14 protein-coding genes, 5 tRNA genes and 1 rRNA gene are annotated in these 17,074 nt (G+C 57.6%); 5 read left to right on the top strand and 15 right to left on the bottom strand.

Annotated elements, in window-relative coordinates:
• Nucleotides 1-319 precede the first annotated feature (319 nt).
• The 3 genes from I6J72_RS00745 to ramA all read right to left on the bottom strand — a co-directional run bounded on the left by I6J72_RS00745 (nucleotide 320) and on the right by ramA (nucleotide 4,542).
• Nucleotides 320-1,835 (bottom strand): 16S ribosomal RNA (locus I6J72_RS00745).
• Between the two features lie 577 nt (nucleotides 1,836-2,412).
• A complete protein-coding gene (gene murA / locus I6J72_RS00740) occupies nucleotides 2,413-3,681 on the bottom strand; it encodes a UDP-N-acetylglucosamine 1-carboxyvinyltransferase (RefSeq protein WP_115024463.1) in 1,269 nt (422 codons plus the stop codon).
• Nucleotides 3,682-3,702: 21 nt separating this feature from the next.
• Nucleotides 3,703-4,542 (bottom strand): acetate metabolism transcriptional regulator RamA, encoded by an 840-nt coding sequence (ramA, locus tag I6J72_RS00735; protein ID WP_204099576.1) that lies wholly within the window; start codon nucleotides 4,540-4,542, stop codon nucleotides 3,703-3,705.
• Between the two features lie 252 nt (nucleotides 4,543-4,794).
• On the opposite strand from ramA, the gene cysK reads away from it, so the two are divergent.
• A complete protein-coding gene (cysK, locus tag I6J72_RS00730; RefSeq protein WP_181815468.1) occupies nucleotides 4,795-5,733 on the top strand; it encodes a cysteine synthase A in 939 nt (312 codons plus the stop codon).
• A gap of 113 nt (nucleotides 5,734-5,846) precedes the next feature.
• Nucleotides 5,847-6,410: a serine O-acetyltransferase EpsC gene (epsC, locus tag I6J72_RS00725; protein ID WP_141754608.1), complete on the top strand. Its 564-nt coding sequence runs from the start codon at nucleotides 5,847-5,849 to the stop codon at nucleotides 6,408-6,410.
• Here the strand turns inward: epsC and I6J72_RS00720 are convergent.
• The 5 genes from I6J72_RS00720 to I6J72_RS00700 all read right to left on the bottom strand — a co-directional run bounded on the left by I6J72_RS00720 (nucleotide 6,407) and on the right by I6J72_RS00700 (nucleotide 7,408).
• On the bottom strand, nucleotides 6,407-6,709 hold the full coding sequence (locus tag I6J72_RS00720; RefSeq protein WP_115023441.1) for a GNAT family N-acetyltransferase: 303 nt from the start codon (nucleotides 6,707-6,709) through the stop codon (nucleotides 6,407-6,409). The genes epsC and I6J72_RS00720 overlap by 4 nt on opposite strands.
• A 71-nt stretch (nucleotides 6,710-6,780) precedes the next feature.
• Nucleotides 6,781-6,853 (bottom strand) — tRNA-Phe (locus I6J72_RS00715).
• 21 nt (nucleotides 6,854-6,874) lie between these two features.
• A tRNA-Asp gene (locus I6J72_RS00710) sits at nucleotides 6,875-6,948 on the bottom strand.
• A gap of 273 nt (nucleotides 6,949-7,221) precedes the next feature.
• Nucleotides 7,222-7,298 (bottom strand) — tRNA-Asp (locus I6J72_RS00705).
• Nucleotides 7,299-7,332: 34 nt separating this feature from the next.
• Nucleotides 7,333-7,408, bottom strand: a tRNA-Glu gene (locus I6J72_RS00700).
• An 84-nt stretch (nucleotides 7,409-7,492) separates the two neighbouring features.
• Between I6J72_RS00700 and I6J72_RS00695 the strand changes: the two genes are divergently transcribed.
• Nucleotides 7,493-7,825 carry a metal-sensitive transcriptional regulator gene (locus tag I6J72_RS00695; RefSeq protein ID WP_115023443.1) on the top strand — a complete coding sequence of 111 codons (333 nt, stop codon included), beginning with the start codon at nucleotides 7,493-7,495 and terminating at the stop codon, nucleotides 7,823-7,825.
• 92 nt (nucleotides 7,826-7,917) lie between these two features.
• On the opposite strand, the gene I6J72_RS00690 is transcribed toward I6J72_RS00695, so the two are convergent.
• Together I6J72_RS00690 and I6J72_RS00685 are read right to left on the bottom strand one after the other, a co-directional pair.
• Nucleotides 7,918-7,990 (bottom strand) — tRNA-Lys (locus I6J72_RS00690).
• A gap of 116 nt (nucleotides 7,991-8,106) precedes the next feature.
• Complete coding sequence (locus tag I6J72_RS00685; RefSeq protein WP_204099575.1) at nucleotides 8,107-9,609, bottom strand: acetyl-CoA hydrolase/transferase family protein; 1,503 nt, start codon at nucleotides 9,607-9,609, stop codon at nucleotides 8,107-8,109.
• Between the two features lie 214 nt (nucleotides 9,610-9,823).
• On the opposite strand from I6J72_RS00685, the gene dusB reads away from it, so the two are divergent.
• Both dusB and phoU read left to right on the top strand, forming a co-directional pair.
• Nucleotides 9,824-10,969, top strand: a complete 1,146-nt coding sequence (gene dusB, locus I6J72_RS00680) for a tRNA dihydrouridine synthase DusB (protein ID WP_204099574.1) — start codon at nucleotides 9,824-9,826, stop codon at nucleotides 10,967-10,969.
• 93 nt (nucleotides 10,970-11,062) lie between these two features.
• Nucleotides 11,063-11,791, top strand: coding sequence for a phosphate signaling complex protein PhoU (gene phoU / locus I6J72_RS00675; RefSeq protein WP_070672346.1), 729 nt, complete (start codon nucleotides 11,063-11,065; stop codon nucleotides 11,789-11,791).
• Nucleotides 11,792-11,916: 125 nt separating this feature from the next.
• Here phoU and pstB read toward each other — a convergent pair whose 3' ends face one another.
• The 5 genes from pstB to mshD all read right to left on the bottom strand — a co-directional run bounded on the left by pstB (nucleotide 11,917) and on the right by mshD (nucleotide 17,057).
• A complete protein-coding gene (gene pstB / locus I6J72_RS00670; protein WP_204099573.1) occupies nucleotides 11,917-12,690 on the bottom strand; it encodes a phosphate ABC transporter ATP-binding protein PstB in 774 nt (257 codons plus the stop codon).
• Between the two features lie 52 nt (nucleotides 12,691-12,742).
• Nucleotides 12,743-13,654, bottom strand: a complete 912-nt coding sequence (gene pstA, locus I6J72_RS00665) for a phosphate ABC transporter permease PstA (protein WP_070672353.1) — start codon at nucleotides 13,652-13,654, stop codon at nucleotides 12,743-12,745.
• Between the two features lie 13 nt (nucleotides 13,655-13,667).
• Nucleotides 13,668-14,714: a phosphate ABC transporter permease subunit PstC gene (pstC, locus tag I6J72_RS00660; RefSeq protein ID WP_070672356.1), complete on the bottom strand. Its 1,047-nt coding sequence runs from the start codon at nucleotides 14,712-14,714 to the stop codon at nucleotides 13,668-13,670.
• Between the two features lie 123 nt (nucleotides 14,715-14,837).
• Nucleotides 14,838-15,947 (bottom strand): phosphate ABC transporter substrate-binding protein PstS, encoded by a 1,110-nt coding sequence (gene pstS / locus I6J72_RS00655; RefSeq protein WP_070672359.1) that lies wholly within the window; start codon nucleotides 15,945-15,947, stop codon nucleotides 14,838-14,840.
• 174 nt (nucleotides 15,948-16,121) lie between these two features.
• Nucleotides 16,122-17,057, bottom strand: coding sequence for a mycothiol synthase (mshD, locus tag I6J72_RS00650; RefSeq protein ID WP_204099572.1), 936 nt, complete (start codon nucleotides 17,055-17,057; stop codon nucleotides 16,122-16,124).
• Between the last annotated feature and the right edge of the window lie 17 nt (nucleotides 17,058-17,074).

Here is a 17,074-nt window from a genome sequence, read left to right as displayed (position 1 = left end):
ATGCGGTTTAATGCTCGCGTCCACTATACAGTTCTCACACAACACCCCACACCAACAACACAACCACCAAGCAAAAGCCATCGACAGTGTGCTACCAGCATGGGTTGACATCCAGGGGATAATGCCCCAGACACCCAACAATGCACCAAAGTACTTCAACAAAAATTACGTGTTGGAAGATTAAAAAGCTTGGTTAAGGTGTATCTCCACCCGATTCAAACACGGTGGCAGCAAAACTTTTGTTTACTCAACCACCACACACATGAAACAAACCCATGTGCTATCAACACCAACTGGTGTCTTAATTAATGCTCCTTAGAAAGGAGGTGATCCACCCGCACCTTCCGGTACGGGTACCTTGTTACGACTTCGTCCCAATCGCCGATCCCACCTTAGACAGCTCCCTAACAAGTTTGAGCCACTGGCTTCGGGTGTTACCAACTTTCATGACGTGACGGGCGGTGTGTACAAGGCCCGGGAACGTATTCACCGCAGCATTGCTGATCTACGATTACTAGCGACTCCGACTTCATGGGGTCGAGTTGCAGACCCCAATCCGAACTAAGACCGGCTTTCAGCGATTCGCTCCACCTCACAGTGTCGCTGCGCGTTGTACCGACCATTGTAGCATGTGTGAAGCCCTGGACATAAGGGGCATGATGATTTGACGTCATCCCCACCTTCCTCCGAGTTAACCCCGGCAGTCTCTCATGAGTCCCCAACCAAATGCTGGCAACATAAGACAAGGGTTGCGCTCGTTGCGGGACTTAACCCAACATCTCACGACACGAGCTGACGACAACCATGCACCACCTGTACACCAACCACAAGGGAAACTACATCTCTGCAGCGATCTGGTGTATGTCAAGCCCAGGTAAGGTTCTTCGCGTTGCATCGAATTAATCCACATGCTCCGCCGCTTGTGCGGGCCCCCGTCAATTCCTTTGAGTTTTAGCCTTGCGGCCGTACTCCCCAGGCGGGGCGCTTAATGCGTTAGCTACGGCACAGAAGACGTGGAAGCCCCCTACACCTAGCGCCCACCGTTTACGGCATGGACTACCAGGGTATCTAATCCTGTTCGCTACCCATGCTTTCGCTCCTCAGCGTCAGTAACTGCCCAGAGACCTGCCTTCGCCATCGGTGTTCCTCCTGATATCTGCGCATTTCACCGCTACACCAGGAATTCCAGTCTCCCCTACAGCACTCAAGTTATGCCCGTATCGCCTGCACGCCCGGAGTTAAGCCCCGGAATTTCACAGACGACGCGACAAACCACCTACGAGCTCTTTACGCCCAGTAATTCCGGACAACGCTCGCACCCTACGTATTACCGCGGCTGCTGGCACGTAGTTAGCCGGTGCTTCTTATACAGGTACCGTCACTTGCGCTTCGTCCCTGTCGAAAGGAGTTTACAACCCGAAGGCCGTCATCCCCCACGCGGCGTCGCTGCATCAGGCTTCCGCCCATTGTGCAATATTCCCCACTGCTGCCTCCCGTAGGAGTCTGGGCCGTATCTCAGTCCCAATGTGGCCGTACACCCTCTCAGGCCGGCTACCCGTCGACGCCTTGGTAGGCCATTACCCCACCAACAAGCTGATAGGCCGCGAGCTCATCTTGCACCGAAAAACTTTCCAACCACCACACTAAAGACGGTTCCTATCCGGTATTAGACCCAGTTTCCCAAGCTTATCCCAGAGTGCAAGGCAGATCACCCACGTGTTACTCACCCGTTCGCCACTCGAGCACCAGTGCAAGCACTGGCCTTTCCGTTCGACTTGCATGTGTTAAGCACGCCGCCAGCGTTCGTCCTGAGCCAGGATCAAACTCTCCACAAAAAGGCCGTGAAAAGCCCAAACCTAGACAAAAAAGACAAACCAACACAAACAACACCACAACGATGCTGCCTGAACTGGCAAATCCAAAAATTACATAAAGAAAAAAACTTCAACCAACCCCCAACCCGACGGGGCACAAAAAGAAGGGCTGGCCTAGTCAGAAGATTTCATCAATACGCCCAAACAACTTACTGTTATTTACAATGACGCCGCTTGAAAAAGCGCCATCCGGCATACACCAACCGCAACACACATACAATGCATCACGGCCAACAATGATTACAATCAACCAACACAAAAAAGTACATTGGCACACTATTGAGTTCTCACACATCATCCGCACACCACAAGAAAATTAACCAAACGTTAACCTCTCGCAAGCGGCCCGAACAACATTACCCAACAAGCCCAACCAAAGTCAAACCCGCCGAACAAACATTGTCCCAACATCTACCACCAGTTAACCAAACGGCTACCTCGCGGCGACTCGAATTAATATACGCACACCCCCAACAAACAACAAATCCCCAGGACAACCGTGAGGTTGGACCGGGGAAACGTCGCCAAGCACTGCTCCTTAGTAGAGCTCTTCCTCTTGCGTGCGCTCGATGGTGGCCCCCAGGGCCTGAAGGTTCTCCACGAAGTTTGGGTAGCCGCGATCAATGTGGAAGACGTCGTGGACCGTCGTTGTCTCATCTGCGCATAGTGCAGAAAGGACCAAACCGGCACCGGCTCGAATGTCGGAACTCCAGACATGAGTGGAGGACAATTGTTCCTGACCACGAATGACAACGTGGTGACCGTCCACCTGCGCGTCGGCACCGAGGCGCAGCATCTCATCAACAAAGCGGAAGCGAGACTCGAAGACATTCTCCGTGATGATGGAGGTTCCCTGCGCTACAGAAGAAAGGCCAATGGCGATCGGCTGCAGATCCGTGGGAAAGCCGGGATACGGCAAGGTCTGGTAGTCCACAGCAGTGGGGCGGCGATCCATGCGTACCCGGAATCCGTTGACATAAGCCTCAATCTCCGCGCCGGCGGACTTGAGCTTTTCCAGCGGAAGGTGCAGATGCTTGGGCGCAATACCGCCAACAGTGATGTCACCTCTCGTCATCACCGCTGCATAAGCCCAGGTGCCGGCAACGATGCGATCACCAATGACCTCGTGCTCGGTCGGGTGCAGTTTGTCCACTCCCTTGATGGTGATGGTGGAGGTTCCTTCACCCTCGATGTTGGCGCCCATCTCCTTGAGCATGAGGCACAAGTCGACGATCTCCGGCTCGCGCGCAGCATTGTGGAGCTGCGTTTCGCCCTCCGCAAGGACGGCGGCAGTCAGGATGTTTTCGGTCGCGCCCACAGAGGGAAAGTCAAGCTTGATGCTGGCGCCGCGCAAGTGTTCCGCTTCGGCTACGACCGCGCCGTGTTCAATACGGGTACTCGCACCAAGTTTTTCCAAACCGGATTGGTGCATATCGAGCGGGCGGGAGCCGATGGCATCTCCGCCGGGGAGCGCCACCTTGGCATGCCCACACCGCGAGGTCAATGGGCCAAGCACGCACACCGAAGCGCGGAACTGACGCACCGCGTCGAAGTCAGCGTTGGAGTGGAGCTCGGCGGGCGTCGTAATGCGCACCGTGTGCCCCTCAATCTCCACGGAGCAGCCCAGGCCCTCGAGGACCTTGCGCATCAGGGGGACATCGAGAATCTCAGGACAATTGGTCAGCGTGGTGGTGCCCTCCGCCAACAAGGCCGCAGCCATCAGCTTCAGCACACTATTTTTGGCACCGTCCACCTTGACGGTGCCCTGCAGGCGCGCCCCACCGGAGACAATAAACTGGTCTTTCACGCCCACCCAACTTACCTACAATCAGGGCAACGCGCCGATGCGACGTGCTGCATTCACCGCTTCATAACGGGTATGAGCACCGAGTTTGCGCATCACAGAGCGCAAATAAGACTTCACAGTCTCGGCGCCGATCCCCATTTCCTCGGCCGCTTCCACGTTAGTATGGCCGAGAGCCACACACGACAGAACATCGAGCTCGCGGGCAGATAGCTTGGTGGACTGCTTGACGCGTACTGGGGACACCATCTGATCACAGAGAGCCTCGAGCTCCTTGCGCAGGTCCTCATCCGATACGCGGTTTGCCAGCATACGCAGCTTGGAGTGAGTAGAACGTACCTGCTCCCACTCCGCGCCATTCATTACGTGGCCACGCGCGGCTCCACCCTTTCCGCTGTCAGCACGGCGGAGGGCTGAATTCACCGCAAGGTCCTGCTCCAGGCAACGAGCGGTCATGGTGACTTCTTCAATAACCTTGTCGCCCAAACGCACCGGCGAGTGGACACCGACATAGAGGACACCGCGAATCTCTCGCTGGACAGTGACCGGCACCGCAACGATGGAGTGAAGACCTTCATCCTGGATATAACGGTCATTCTCATGACTAATCGTCGTGGCGCGGGTGTAGTCAGAAACACCGACGGCGCGACGCGTGCTCACCACGCGTCCACCGACACCCACGTTGGCGTCAATCACGAGGTTCTGTAGCGCCGGCGTGCGCAGACCTACCCACTGGGTAATCTGCAAACGATTATCCGGCAATAGGGTTCCGTACATAGTGACGGGAATACCCGTAGCAGTCTTCAACGACGACAGTGCTGCGCGTACGGCCTCGTCGTCATCCTTGAGTCGATGCGGCTCCATGAGACTCTCTCTTACTCGGGGGTAACCAGCAGGTGCACCCATATTCCCCGCTGAGAACGGGGGTAGGTGAACACTGTTTGTGAAGTATAACCGGCCGACGGGGGTAATTCTAAATCGCGCCACACAGCTCACAGTCAGGGAATCCCACATTCCATGCCCGAATGATCTGTTCAGAATTTATATACCACTTTGTCTACTAGCGGAGTGTAAGGTGTCTGCTGTACGTCAGAACTTATTTCCAAAGGAGTCCACATCGTGGCTGTCTACAACAACATTCTGGAAACCATCGGCGGCACCCCGCTCGTCCGCCTCAACCGTCTTACCGAAGGCCTCGGCGCCGAGGTGCTGGTGAAGGTCGAGTCCTTTAACCCGGCAAACTCCGTGAAGGACCGCATCGCCAAGGCGATTGTCGACGCCGCCGTAGAATCCGGTCAGCTCAAGCCTGGCGGCACCATCGTTGAGGCCACCTCCGGCAACACCGGTATTGGCTTGGCACTCGTCGGTGCTGCACAGGGCTACAAGGTCATCCTGACCATGCCGGAAACCATGTCCAACGAACGTAAGGTTCTGCTCCGCGCTTACGGTGCTGAGATCGTTCTTACCCCGGGCGCTGCCGGCATGAAGGGCGCCGTCGAGAAGGCGAACGAGATTATCGCCGAGACCCCGAACGCTATCCTGGCTTCCCAGTTCGCAAACGAGGCCAACCCGAAGATCCACGAGCAGACCACTGGCCCGGAAATCTGGAAGGACGCCGAGGGCAAAGTTGATGCCTTCGTCGCCGGCGTGGGTACCGGCGGCACCGTAACCGGCGTTGGCCGTTACCTGCGCTCCCAGAACGCCGACACCTATCTCGTTGCCGTCGAGCCGTCCGACTCCCCTGTTCTCTCCGAAGGCAAGGCTGGCCCGCACAAGATTCAGGGCATTGGCGCCAACTTCGTGCCGGAGGTTCTAGACCGCGAAATCCTTAACGAGGTTCTTACCGCTACCACCGAGGAGTCAGTGTCTACTGCACGCAAGCTCGCTACCGAGGAAGGACTGCTGGTCGGTATCTCCTCCGGTGCCAACGTCTCCGCTGCTCTGAAGCTGGCTGCTCGTGAGGAATTCAAGGGCAAGACCATCGTGGTCGTTGCTCCAGATTTCGGCGAGCGTTACGTCTCCACCATCCTCTTCGAGGACATCCGCGAGGCCTAAAGCAGCCCCTCTTCCCCACTGCGCCCATACGCACAGCGAGGAAACCACCACCCAGCGAATAAAAGCGCCCTATTTCCCCAGGGCGCTTTTTCTTTATAGATAGGATGGTTCGCATGCACATCTTCAAGATGATCCGCGAGGACCTTAACAATGCCCGCGATCACGACCCAGCCGCCCGCGGTGACGTGGAAAATGCTGTGGTCTACTCCGGTCTCCACGCTATTTGGTCACACCGCCTTTCCCACCGCATGTGGAAGCGCGGTTGGCGCGGCCCGGCCCGCATTTTGGCGCAGCTGAACCGCTTCTTTACCGGCGTGGAAATTCACCCCGGGGCCACCATTGGACGCCGCTTCTTCATCGACCACGGCATGGGAATCGTCATCGGTGAGACCGCCGAAATCGGCGACGGTGTCATGCTTTATCACGGCGTCACCCTCGGCGGCCAGGTGCTCACGCAAACCAAGCGCCACCCCACTATTGAAGACAACGTGACCATTGGCGCCGGCGCCAAGGTCCTGGGCCCCATCACCATCGGCGAAGGCTCCGCAGTGGGCGCTAACGCCGTGGTAACTAAAGATGTGCCTCCGAACCACATCGCTACCGGTATCCCAGCTAAAAACCGTCCCCGCAAGAAGGACGAGCGCATCAAGCTGGTGGACCCGGATTACTACATCTAGAGGTTGCCCTCACGCGTGGTGAGTGGCTGGTAGTCAGGGTTCTTCTCAATGAACCCTGCCACTGCACTGCAGGTAGGGATGACTTGACGGGCTGCCGTCGATTCATCATCTAATGCTGCCTGGATGAGAGTCTTTGACAGGCCCTGCCCCTGGTAGGCATCGTGGATGACGGTGTGGTTGAACTCGCGCGTTGTTGCGGTATCGGCGTACTCGGCGAAGCCTGCTTCTTCCCCATCAACGGTGATAACAAAACGGGATTGATCGGTTTGGTGCGCAGTTGAAGTAGTCATAGTGCCCATTAAACCAAAAGCCGCCTGGGACGAACAGAGACAAAAGAACCCCCTCCATGTTTGGAGGGGGTGTGCTCTTGTGGCCAGAGCCAGGATCGAACTGGCGACCCCACACTTTTCAGGCGTGTGCTCTACCGACTGAGCTATCTGGCCAGAAGCCACAAGTGACTTCGGCGACCCTGACGGGACTTGAACCCGCGACCTCCGCCGTGACAGGGCGGCGCGCTAACCAACTGCGCCACAGGGCCATTTTTAATTATCTCTTGTGCGCTGGGCACGAATAAGTACTCTACACAACGCTTCAGAAAGTCGCCAAATCCCCACGTCAATGTAAGTTTTCAGCCAGCTTTAAACAACGTCATTTCAACCTTGTGATTCGCACTAGACCTATCAATCCTAGCCCTCAAGAACCCCTTCATCTGAAGGACCCGGAGCGGGACGATGGCGCGACAACAAGAAGCGCCCCGAAGCTTGCTTCTTCAACAATGCTTCGAGGCGTGACAATGGTCTTGATTGACGCATGGCGACCCTGACGGGACTTGAACCCGCGACCTCCGCCGTGACAGGGCGGCGCGCTAACCAACTGCGCCACAGGGCCTTACGTATTCTCTTATGCACCAACACGAAGGTGTTGGTACCCCCAACGGGATTCGAACCCGTGCCGCCGCCGTGAAAGGGCGGTGTCCTAGGCCGCTAGACGATGGGGGCCCGTTGCCGTTCAGGCAACTTCGTAAAAATATACTGGAGACATCCACTCTTAACCAAATCGCTTTGGCAGAAAGACATAAAACCATGGCTAACCAGCACGATACCTGCTCCTGTCACGAGCCTGGAGTGCACGGCTATAACTCCGATAGCGAACAGAAAGCGAAGTATCTGGCTCGCCTCAAGCGCATTGAAGGGCAGACCCGCGGCATTCATCGCATGATCGATGAGGACCAGTACTGCATTGACATCATTACGCAGATATCGGCAGTAACCTCAGCGCTGGAAAACGTCTCTCTCGCACTCCTTGAGGACCACATTGAGCACTGCGTGGCCGGCGCTGCCACCAAAGACGAGCAAGAGGCTACAGAGAAGCTGGAGGAGGCCATGAGGGCCATTAGGAAACTCGTCAAAAGCTAGCAGAGCTAGCGCTCAGCACTGGGGAGCAGTAGAGCAACATAAAGAAGCAAGAAAAGAAAAGAAAAAGAGCCGCCCAAAGGCGGCTCTTTTTGTGGGCCCTGCGGGGATCGAACCCGCGACCTGCGGATTAAAAGTCCGTAGCTCTACCAGCTGAGCTAAAGGCCCAACGCTCCTACATTGTAGTAGGTGGCCTTCTAGAAAAGAAAATAGCCCTCACCTAGAAGTGAATGAAGCGGTGAGGGCCACTATTCGGCAAGGACTGCCGTGGGGAGACGAGCGAACTAGCCGCGCATGTCACCCTTCTCCATGAAGTTCACCTGGAACTCGAAGGCGGTCTTCAGATCGTGCGGGGTGTGCTGGAACTTGTTGGCCTTGGCACGCTCGAAGTACTCCTCCAGCAGCGGACGGTAGTCCGGGTGAGCCACTGCGATGACCTTCTCAACGCGCTCCTTCGGAGCCAAGCCACGAAGGTCAGCAACGCCATACTCGGTGATGATCACCATGGTGTCGTGCTCAGTGTGGTCGGTGTGGGACACGAACGGCACAATGGCGGAGATGGCGCCGTCCTTGGCCACCGACGGGGACACGAAGGTGGAGATGTAAGCGTTACGGGTGAAGTCACCAGAGCCACCGGTACCGTTCATGATGCGGGAGCCGGAAACGTTGGTGGAGTTAATGTTGCCGTAGATATCGCCCTCAATCATGCCGTTGGAGGAAATCAGGCCCACGCGGCGGATAACCTCCGGGTGGTTAGATACCTGCTGCGGGCGCAGGATGATGTGCTTGGCGTAGCGCTCTGCCTCAGCATTCATCTTGTCCGCGTACTCCGGGGACAGCGCGAAGGAGGTAGCGGAGGCGACGGTCATCTTGCCGGCGTCGATAAGATCAAGCATGCCGTCCTGGATAACCTCGGTGTAGGCCTGAATGTTCTCGAACTTGGAATCCAGCAGGCCAGCCATCACGGCATTCGGAACGTTACCCACGCCGGACTGCATGATGAACTTGTCATACTCGAGACGGCCAGCGGCAACCTCACCTTCGAGGAATTCGATGAAGTTCGCGGCAATCTTCTCAGAGACCTCATCCGGTGCCTTGAACGGAGCGTTACGGTCCGGAGCGTTGGTCTTGACCACGGCCACGACCTTCTCTTCCGGAATCTCAATGTAGGTGGTACCCACGCGGTCAGCCGGCTTGGTGATCGGAATCGGCTGACGGTTCGGCAGCTTCTCAATCTTGTAGATATCGTGCATGCCCTCGAGGTTCTCGGACTGCCACTCGTTGACCTCAATGATGATCTTGTCCGCTGCCTCGATGTACTCGAGGTTGTTGCCCACAGCGGAAGACGGAACAATGTTGCCGTTCTCATCAATACGGACAGCCTCAATAATGGCTACCTGGAAATCACCGTAGAAGCCCTCTTCAACCTGCTGGCCAGAGTGAGAAAGGTGGATGTCTTGGTAGAGAGCGGAGCCGTCGTTAAAGCGGTTACGCAGCGCCGGGTCCGAGTTGTACGGAGAGCGGAAGCGAATGGCGTTGGCCTCTGCCAGCACGCCATCACAGTCCGGAGCGGTGGAGGCGCCGGAGAATACGTCGATCTTAAACTCCTCGCCCGCCTCGTGAGCGGCCTTGGCCTTCTCAGCGATAGCAGTAGGCAGGGCCTTGGGGTAGCCAGCACCGGTAAAGCCGGAGATACCTACGCGGTCACCATGATTGACAAACTTTGCAGCTTCGTCGGCGCTCATAACAAGCTTCTCAAACGGTGCGTACGCGATTCTCTCAGACATTAAATCCTCCTTTATGTACGAAAAAGGGCCTAGGTTACGGCCCCTTTCACTTAGTTACATACACCACATTAGCGAATGCGTGGAGAGTTTACCGCACTCTTTGCAAAACTGTGCACCCCCTCTCTATCCCCGTTCCCCACATACAGTCAGCGCTACCCGTGGCAGCACACGCTCAATTTGCTACCCCACCCCCTCACCGCGCACAATGAGCGACGTGACTCTTGCAATCGGAAAAATTCAGCTCAACTCCCCCGTTGTTCTCGCCCCCATGGCTGGCGTGACCAACGTGGCTTTTCGTGTGCTGTGCCGCGAGCAAGAAATCGAAAAGACCGGCACGGTGTCCGGTCTCTACGTCTGTGAGATGGTCACGGCGCGTGCCCTTGTCGAGCGCAACCCAAAGACCATCCACATGACCACCTTCGATCCGCAGGAGAACCCACGCTCCCTGCAGCTGTACACGGTGGACCCGGAGTACACGTATAAAGCAGCAAAAATGATCGTGGATGAGAACCTGGCAGATCACATCGATATGAACTTTGGTTGCCCGGTCCCCAAAGTCACGCGCCGAGGTGGTGGTTCTGCCCTGCCGTATAAGCGCCGCCTCTTTGGCAATATCGTGGCGGCCGCAGTCAAAGCCACCGAAGGTACCGACATTCCGGTCACCGTCAAGATGCGTGTGGGCATCGATGATGAGCACCACACACACCTCGATGCGGGACGCATTGCGGTGGAAGAGGGGGCGTCGGCAGTCGCGCTCCACGGCCGCACCGCTGCGCAGCGCTATTCCGGTCATGCGGATTGGAATGAGATTGCGCGTCTTAAGGAGCATCTTGCTGACACCGGTATCCCGGTGCTGGGCAATGGCGACATTTTCAAGGCCACTGATGCCCACGCCATGATGGAGCAGACCGGCTGCGATGGCGTCGTGGTTGGCCGCGGCTGTTTGGGCCGCCCTTGGCTCTTTGCCGAGCTATCCGCGCACCTGCGCGGCGAGCCAGTCCCTTCCGAACCCACGCTGGGTGAGGTCACGCGCATTATGACGCGCCATGCGGAGCTCTTGGCTCAGCATGAAGGTGAGCGCCAGGCCAGCCGCGATATTCGCAAGCATATCGGCTGGTATCTGCGCGGCTTCCCCGTCGGTGGAGAAGTCCGTGCAGGTCTCTCCCGCGTCAATTCTCTCGACGATCTGCGTGAATTGCTCGCGCCGTGGGCGGATTCGCCTGCGCTTGCCGACGACGCCGATGGCGCCCGTGGCCGCCAGGGTTCCCCCGCCAAGGTGGTCCTCCCCGAAGGCTGGCTGGATGATCCAGAAGATGCCACGGTGCCCGAGGGCGCGGAGCTGATGCACTCCGGCGGCTAAGTTCTTTCGAGGCAGAGGAACCAGTCCAAGATTTTTATCGTTTGACTGATTCTCAACGCGCGCTAGACCAAAAGATAAAGTAGTCTAGCAGACATGCGCGCAGCCTACCGTGAACAACTGGATAATTTCGCCCATGACCTCATCATTATGAGCGATACCGTCCATAAGCTTATGACCCTCGCCTCTCAGGCGTTGCTGGAGGGTGCCCTCCAGCCGGCCGAGGAGGCCGTCTCGTTGCGTGAAGAACTCGATGAGGTCCGTGAGCGCTGCAAAGACCGCGCTGTGTCCCTTCTGGCCCTTGAGAACCCCATGGCGAAAGACTTGCGCCAAGTGATCTCCTCGATCTATATCGTGGAGGACTACTACCGCATGGGCCGCCTAGCACAGCACATTGCCACGAGTGCGCGCCGCCGCCACCCAGAGATTGTCGTTCCGGCGGATATCCTTGGCTTCTTCGAAGAGTACGCGCGCCTCGTGCTGGATATGTCCATGGGACTGAAAGATCTCCTTATTACACGTGACCCGGATCTGGCTCTGCGTCTCAAGGAAGATGATGACGCGGTTGATGATATCAACCAGCATCTGTTGCGGATGCTTACCCAGCGCGAGTGGAAGGGCACTGTGCGCCAGGCAGTGGAAACCGCACAGCTTTCCCGCTACTACGAGCGCTTCGCAGACCATTGTTCTTCCGCCGCCGGCCGCATCATTTACCTAGCCACTGGCTTGGACCCGCAGCGCTATATGCACAAACGCGATGAAGAACAGCGCGAGGCCGAGATGGAAGCCCGCATGGCTGAGTTGGAGCGTCAGTTCCACCGCTAAGGCGTACCGCCTCATGGCGTGCCCCGTTTGCATGCTGAGTTCGGCTTCCCCTTTAACCAAGTCTGCCCCCTCCCAGACCGAAAGGTCTGGGAGGGGGCAGACTTGGTAGAGCGACTCTCTACGGTTTAGCCGAAGCGGCCGGAGATGTAGTCCTCGGTCTCCTTCTTGGAAGGATTCTCGAAGATCTTGGTGGTCTCGTCGAACTCCACGAGGTGGCCCGGCTTACCGGTGGCCTCGAGGGAGAAGAAACCAGTCTTATCGGACACACGAGCTGCCTGCTGCATATTGTGGGTCACGATAACGATGGTGAAGTTCTCCTTCAGCTCGTGGATGAGGTCCTCCACAGCCAGGGTGGAAATCGGGTCGAGCGCGGAGCACGGCTCGTCCATGAGGAGAACCTCCGGCTCCACGGCAATCGCACGAGCGATGCACAGACGCTGCTGCTGACCACCGGAGAGGCCGCCGCCCGGCTTGTCCAGGCGGTCCTTCACCTCGTCCCAGAGGTTAGCGCCGCGCAGGGACTTCTCAGCAACTTCCTTGAGCTTCTTCTTGTTCTTTTCACCAGACAGCTTCAGGCCAGCGACCACGTTGTCCTCAATGGACATGGTTGGGAACGGGTTTGCCTTCTGGAAGACCATGCCGATGGTGTTACGCACGGACACCGGGTCAACCTTGGGGCCGTAGATGTTCTGGCCGTCCAACAGGATTTCACCCTTGACGGAGGCACCGGGGATGACCTCGTGCATACGGTTCAGGGTGCGCAGAACTGTGGACTTACCGCAGCCGGACGGGCCAATGAACGCGGTAACGGCCTTGGCAGGGATCTGCATGTTGACGTTCTGCACGGCGTGGAAGTCGCCGTAGTAGATGTTCACGTCATTGAGCGCGAGCTTAGACATTAGGGAGTTTCTCCTCTTAAGAATGTATGGCGGAATCGAATGTTACGGCGATCTATTTCTTGACCGAGAACTTCGCGGAGATGATTCGGGCCGCGATGTTGAGGATGGCAATGAGGATAACCAGCGTCAGCGCTGCACCCCAGAGCTTATCCAGGACGGCCGGTTGTGCGCCGGCCTTGTACATATCCAACATCATCAGCGGCAGCGAGGACTGCGAGCCCTTGAACGCATCCCAGTTGATGATGGAGGAGGAACCAACAAGGACCAGCACCGGAGAAGACTCACCCATCACACGCGCAATTGCGAGCATGATACCGGTAACGATGCCGGACAGAGCGGTCGGCAGGACGATGCGAGCAATGGTCTTCCACTTCGGAACACCCAACGCATAGGAGGCTTCACGCAGGTCCATAGGAACCACGCGGAGCATCTCCTCGGTGTTACGCACCACGATAGGAATCATCAGCAGCACCAAGGAAAGCGCCACGGCGAAGCCGGAGCGGCCAAAGCCGAAGAGCGTAATCCACATAGCGAAGATGAACAGCGCAGCAACGATGGACGGCACACCGGACAGGATGTCCACCATGAAGGTGGTGGTACGGCCGAGCCATCCACCCTTGGAGTACTCCACCAAGTAGATAGCGGTGAAGATACCAATCGGGATGGAGATGACGGAGGCCAGGATGGTCTGGATGAAGGTACCGATGATGGCGTGAGCAGCACCGCCGCCTTCAGCACTGTTCATGATGCCGCGCTGGGACGCGGTCCACCAATCAGCGTTGAAGATGATGCCGCTGCCACGGGCGAAGAGCTCCCACAGAACCCAGACCAGAGGGACCATGGCAAGAATCATGGCCCCCCACACCACGACGGTGGCAATGGTGTTGGTGGCTTTTCGGGAAGCCGAAATATCAAGGAAGGTAGCGCCTGCGGAGGCAGGCTTGGCGTTAGCAGTAGTAGTCATTGTGTCCTCCTCCCTACTTCTTCTTCACGATGGCGCGGGCAATGGCGTTGACCACGAAGGTCAGCAAGAACAGCATGAGGCCGGCGGCGATGTAAGCACCTGCGCGCATCTGGTTACCGAACTCTGCGGATGCCAGGGCGATGGCCATGGCGAAGGTCGTACCGCCGTCGAAGAGCGAGAAGCGGAAGTCCACCAGCGGGGAGACAACCATGTACAGAGCCATGGTCTCACCCAATGCACGACCGAGACCGAGCATGGAACCAGCGATGTAGCCGGACATACCGAAAGGCAGCACCGTCATGCGGATAACTTCCCAGCGGGTGGCGCCTAGCGCCAAAGCGGACTCAATCTGACCAGGAGGGGTCTGGACGAAGACCTCACGCGCCGTAGCGGCGATAATCGGAAGAATCATCACGGCCAGCACGATGCCACCGGTGAAGAGGTTACGGCCGGTAGCAAACGACGGCGAGTTGTCGAAGACGGTGAAGAGAAAGAACCCACCGGCCCAGGACTCCAGCCACGAGTAGAAACCGGAGAGCGCTGGGCCGAGGACCTGCCAGCCCCACAGACCATAAACAATGGACGGGACCGCGGCGAGCATATCCACGAGGAAGCCCAGTGGCTTAACCATACGTGCAGGTGCGTAATTGGACAGGAAGATGGCAATCGCCAACGCGACCGGCATAGCCAGCAGCAGGGCGAAGACGGAGATGAGCACCGTGGTGCCGAACATGGTCGGGATACCGAACTTCATCGCGGAAGTATCGTTGGTCTCCCAGCGGCCACCGTAGGTAAAGAAGCCCATGATGCCACCGTCGTTAACGCCCAAAGCAGGCACGGCACGCCACAGCAGGAAGCCTGCAATGGCAGCAATCATGACGGTGATCAAAGTAGCCGAAGCAGAAGACAGGAATTCGAAGACTCGGTCGCCTGGCCGCTTAACTCCACTTCCGGAGTCAGCCGTGGCAAGTTCTTCGGATCCGCCGGTATTAAGCCGCTCAGCAGCGGAGACGGAAAGCTCCGTCTGCTCTGGCGCCGTGGTGAGATTATTGTCTGCCATGAGACGTTCTAATCCTTTTCAGCGTTAAGAATGGAAATTGTCATTACATACCTGCGCCCCCAAAGCGCGAATCGAGTGCGGCAGTGGGGGCGAGAGATATTTAGCTTTGTGAAGCTCTAGCGCTTACTGCAGAGCGTCAACAGCAGCCTTCAGCTTGTCCAGGTGTGCACCCTCAACCGGGATGAAGCCCTGAGCAGCGAGCTGGTCATCCTGGTGATCCAGGACGGTGGTGAAGAAGGCCTTGACCAGAGCGGAGGTCTCCTCATCGTAACCAGCGGAGCAAACGATGTTGTAGGTGGTCAGGATGAGCGGGTATGCGCCCTCGTCATCGGAAGAGAACAGAGCGTCGGAGTCAACAACCATGTTGTGCTCGGACTCGGTCTTCTTGAACTCCAGGTTCTCCAGAGCAACGTTGACGGACTCGGTGTTCAGCTCAACCGGGCCGTGGCCGAAGTCGATCTTAGCCTTCTGAACGCCGGCTGCTTCTTTCTGGTCGGCGAAGCCGGCCTCAACGTAAGTGATAGCGCCCTTGATGTTCGCAACCTGGTCAGCAACACCAGCGGAGCCGTTTGCACCCTCACCAACTGCATCCGGGAACTGCTTGCCCTCGCTGTCCCAGTCGCCGGTAGCGGCCTTCAGGAACTTCTGGAAGTTAGCGGAGGTACCGGACTCATCGGAGCGGAAGATGACGGTGATGTCCTCGTCCGGCAGGTCGGTGCCCTCGTTGTCAGCAGCGATTGCCTTATCGTTCCACTTGGTGATGTCACCCTTGAAGATCTTGGCCAGGGTCTTGGTGGAGAGGTTAATCTCGGTGCCCTCGAGGTTGTACGCGATAGCAACCGGACCGATGGTGGTCGGCAGGTGCCATGCCTCGTTGCCGCCACAGCGCTCAGCAGCAGCCTCAACCTCGCCCTCGTCTTCCTTCAGAGCGGAGTCGGAACCAGCGAAGTCAGCCTGGCCGTTGGTGAAAGCCTCAACGCCAGCGCCGGAGCCGGAAGCGTTGTAGGACAGGGAAGCGTTCGGGTGATCCTCAGAGAATGCAGTCTGGAAGTAAGACATTGCATTCTGCTGGGAGGAAGCGCCGTCACCGACGAGCTCGCCGGAGACGTCAGAACCCTCAGAGCCGCCCTCGGAAGAGCCAGAGTCGTTGGATTCAGAGCAGGCGACGAGAGCAGTGGAGGTAGCGGCAACGATGCCGAAGATTGCAGCGGTGCGCTTGAAGTTGCGAATCACGGGAAACCTTTCCGGTGTGGATACAAGAGAATGATTGTCCGAGGAAATCGCCCTCCACCCCATCTACAAGGCGAGCACGATTAACTCACGAAACGTAAAGGTATCCCGAGTGGGTTAACCACACAAGGATCTAGAGGTGAACAATCGGTTAACTTGTACCAAAAGCCCGTGAGACTAGTCACTTTTAGCCCAGACGCAGTGCTCCTCAGCGATGAAAAAGCCAAGCCTCTCGTAGGCCTTAACAGCTGGCTCGTTGTCTGCCTCGACATAAAGAATTACCTTCTCAGCGCCTTTGTCCACCATACGCTGCAGCCCAGCGCTCAGAAGCGGACCACCCAGCCGGCGTCCGCGGAAAGCTTCCGCCAATCCCACCACATAGACCTCACCGAATGCAGAATCCTCTTCGGTATGCCATTTAAGCCAGTGGAATCCCGCCATTGTCGCTCCAGCGTGATCAGGTGCGGCACTCTCATCGCTACCACCGATGCCAGCCCACAGGAAAAGGACATCAGCCGGGTCAAACCACTCGGCCTCCATGCCGCGATGTAGGCGCTCGATGTCCCAGCCGCCCTGCTCCGGATGCCAGGAAAAAGCCTCATTGTTTACGCGTACCCACTCTTCTTCCACGCGTGCACGGTCGAAGCGCTCGACTGACTCGGCATAGGACAGGATGTCCAGCCCTTCCTCCAGCGAGGGGTGCCCGGCAGCGTCACGCAGCGCATCACCGTCAATAGCCATGACGAGCAGGCGCCTGACAACGTCCATCCCATTCTTCTTCGCCAGTGCTTGTGCGGCGGGGAAATTGCCGTGTGCCCACAGGTGTGGGTGGGCCGGGAGGGCGTCGTAAAGCGCCTGTCCCACCCCTGCTCGCCGATGGTCGGGAGAAACGACGAGCTCTACCTGGTCGCCATCACGTGCGGCCACGCCTACAATGTCCTCACCAACCCTGGCGAGCAGGTGCTCATGGCCCAGGCGGGCATCGCGCAGCCCAAGGAGGAACTGCTCCGAAAGCGGGTCGATACCATCGTGGGCAGCGGCGTTCTGTGCAAGCCGCGCCACCTGCTCCGCGAGGTCGGGACGCTGCGGCAAGGTACGGGTTTCAATATTCATGGTTCCCAGCCTACGTG

The sequence above is a fragment of the Corynebacterium sp. FDAARGOS 1242 genome, assembly GCF_016889985.1.
Lineage (GTDB): Bacteria > Actinomycetota > Actinomycetes > Mycobacteriales > Mycobacteriaceae > Corynebacterium > Corynebacterium minutissimum_B.
Note: the sequence above shows the minus strand (reverse complement) of the source record. Positions and strands in the feature narration are given on the sequence as shown.

Excerpts from the sequence above, each read along its gene's own strand:
- I6J72_RS00695 (WP_115023443.1), top strand. The coding sequence starts at position 7,493 with ATGGCTAACCAGCACGATACCTGCTCCTGTCACGAGCCTGGAGTGCAC.
- pstC (WP_070672356.1), bottom strand. The coding sequence starts at position 14,714 with ATGGCAGACAATAATCTCACCACGGCGCCAGAGCAGACGGAGCTTTCC.
- ramA (WP_204099576.1), bottom strand. The coding sequence starts at position 4,542 with ATGGAGCCGCATCGACTCAAGGATGACGACGAGGCCGTACGCGCAGCA.
- I6J72_RS00685 (WP_204099575.1), bottom strand. The coding sequence starts at position 9,609 with ATGTCTGAGAGAATCGCGTACGCACCGTTTGAGAAGCTTGTTATGAGC.
- epsC (WP_141754608.1), top strand. The coding sequence starts at position 5,847 with ATGCACATCTTCAAGATGATCCGCGAGGACCTTAACAATGCCCGCGAT.
- mshD (WP_204099572.1), bottom strand. The coding sequence starts at position 17,057 with ATGAATATTGAAACCCGTACCTTGCCGCAGCGTCCCGACCTCGCGGAG.
- phoU (WP_070672346.1), top strand. The coding sequence starts at position 11,063 with ATGCGCGCAGCCTACCGTGAACAACTGGATAATTTCGCCCATGACCTC.
- I6J72_RS00720 (WP_115023441.1), bottom strand. The coding sequence starts at position 6,709 with ATGGGCACTATGACTACTTCAACTGCGCACCAAACCGATCAATCCCGT.
- pstA (WP_070672353.1), bottom strand. The coding sequence starts at position 13,654 with ATGACTACTACTGCTAACGCCAAGCCTGCCTCCGCAGGCGCTACCTTC.
- pstB (WP_204099573.1), bottom strand. The coding sequence starts at position 12,690 with ATGTCTAAGCTCGCGCTCAATGACGTGAACATCTACTACGGCGACTTC.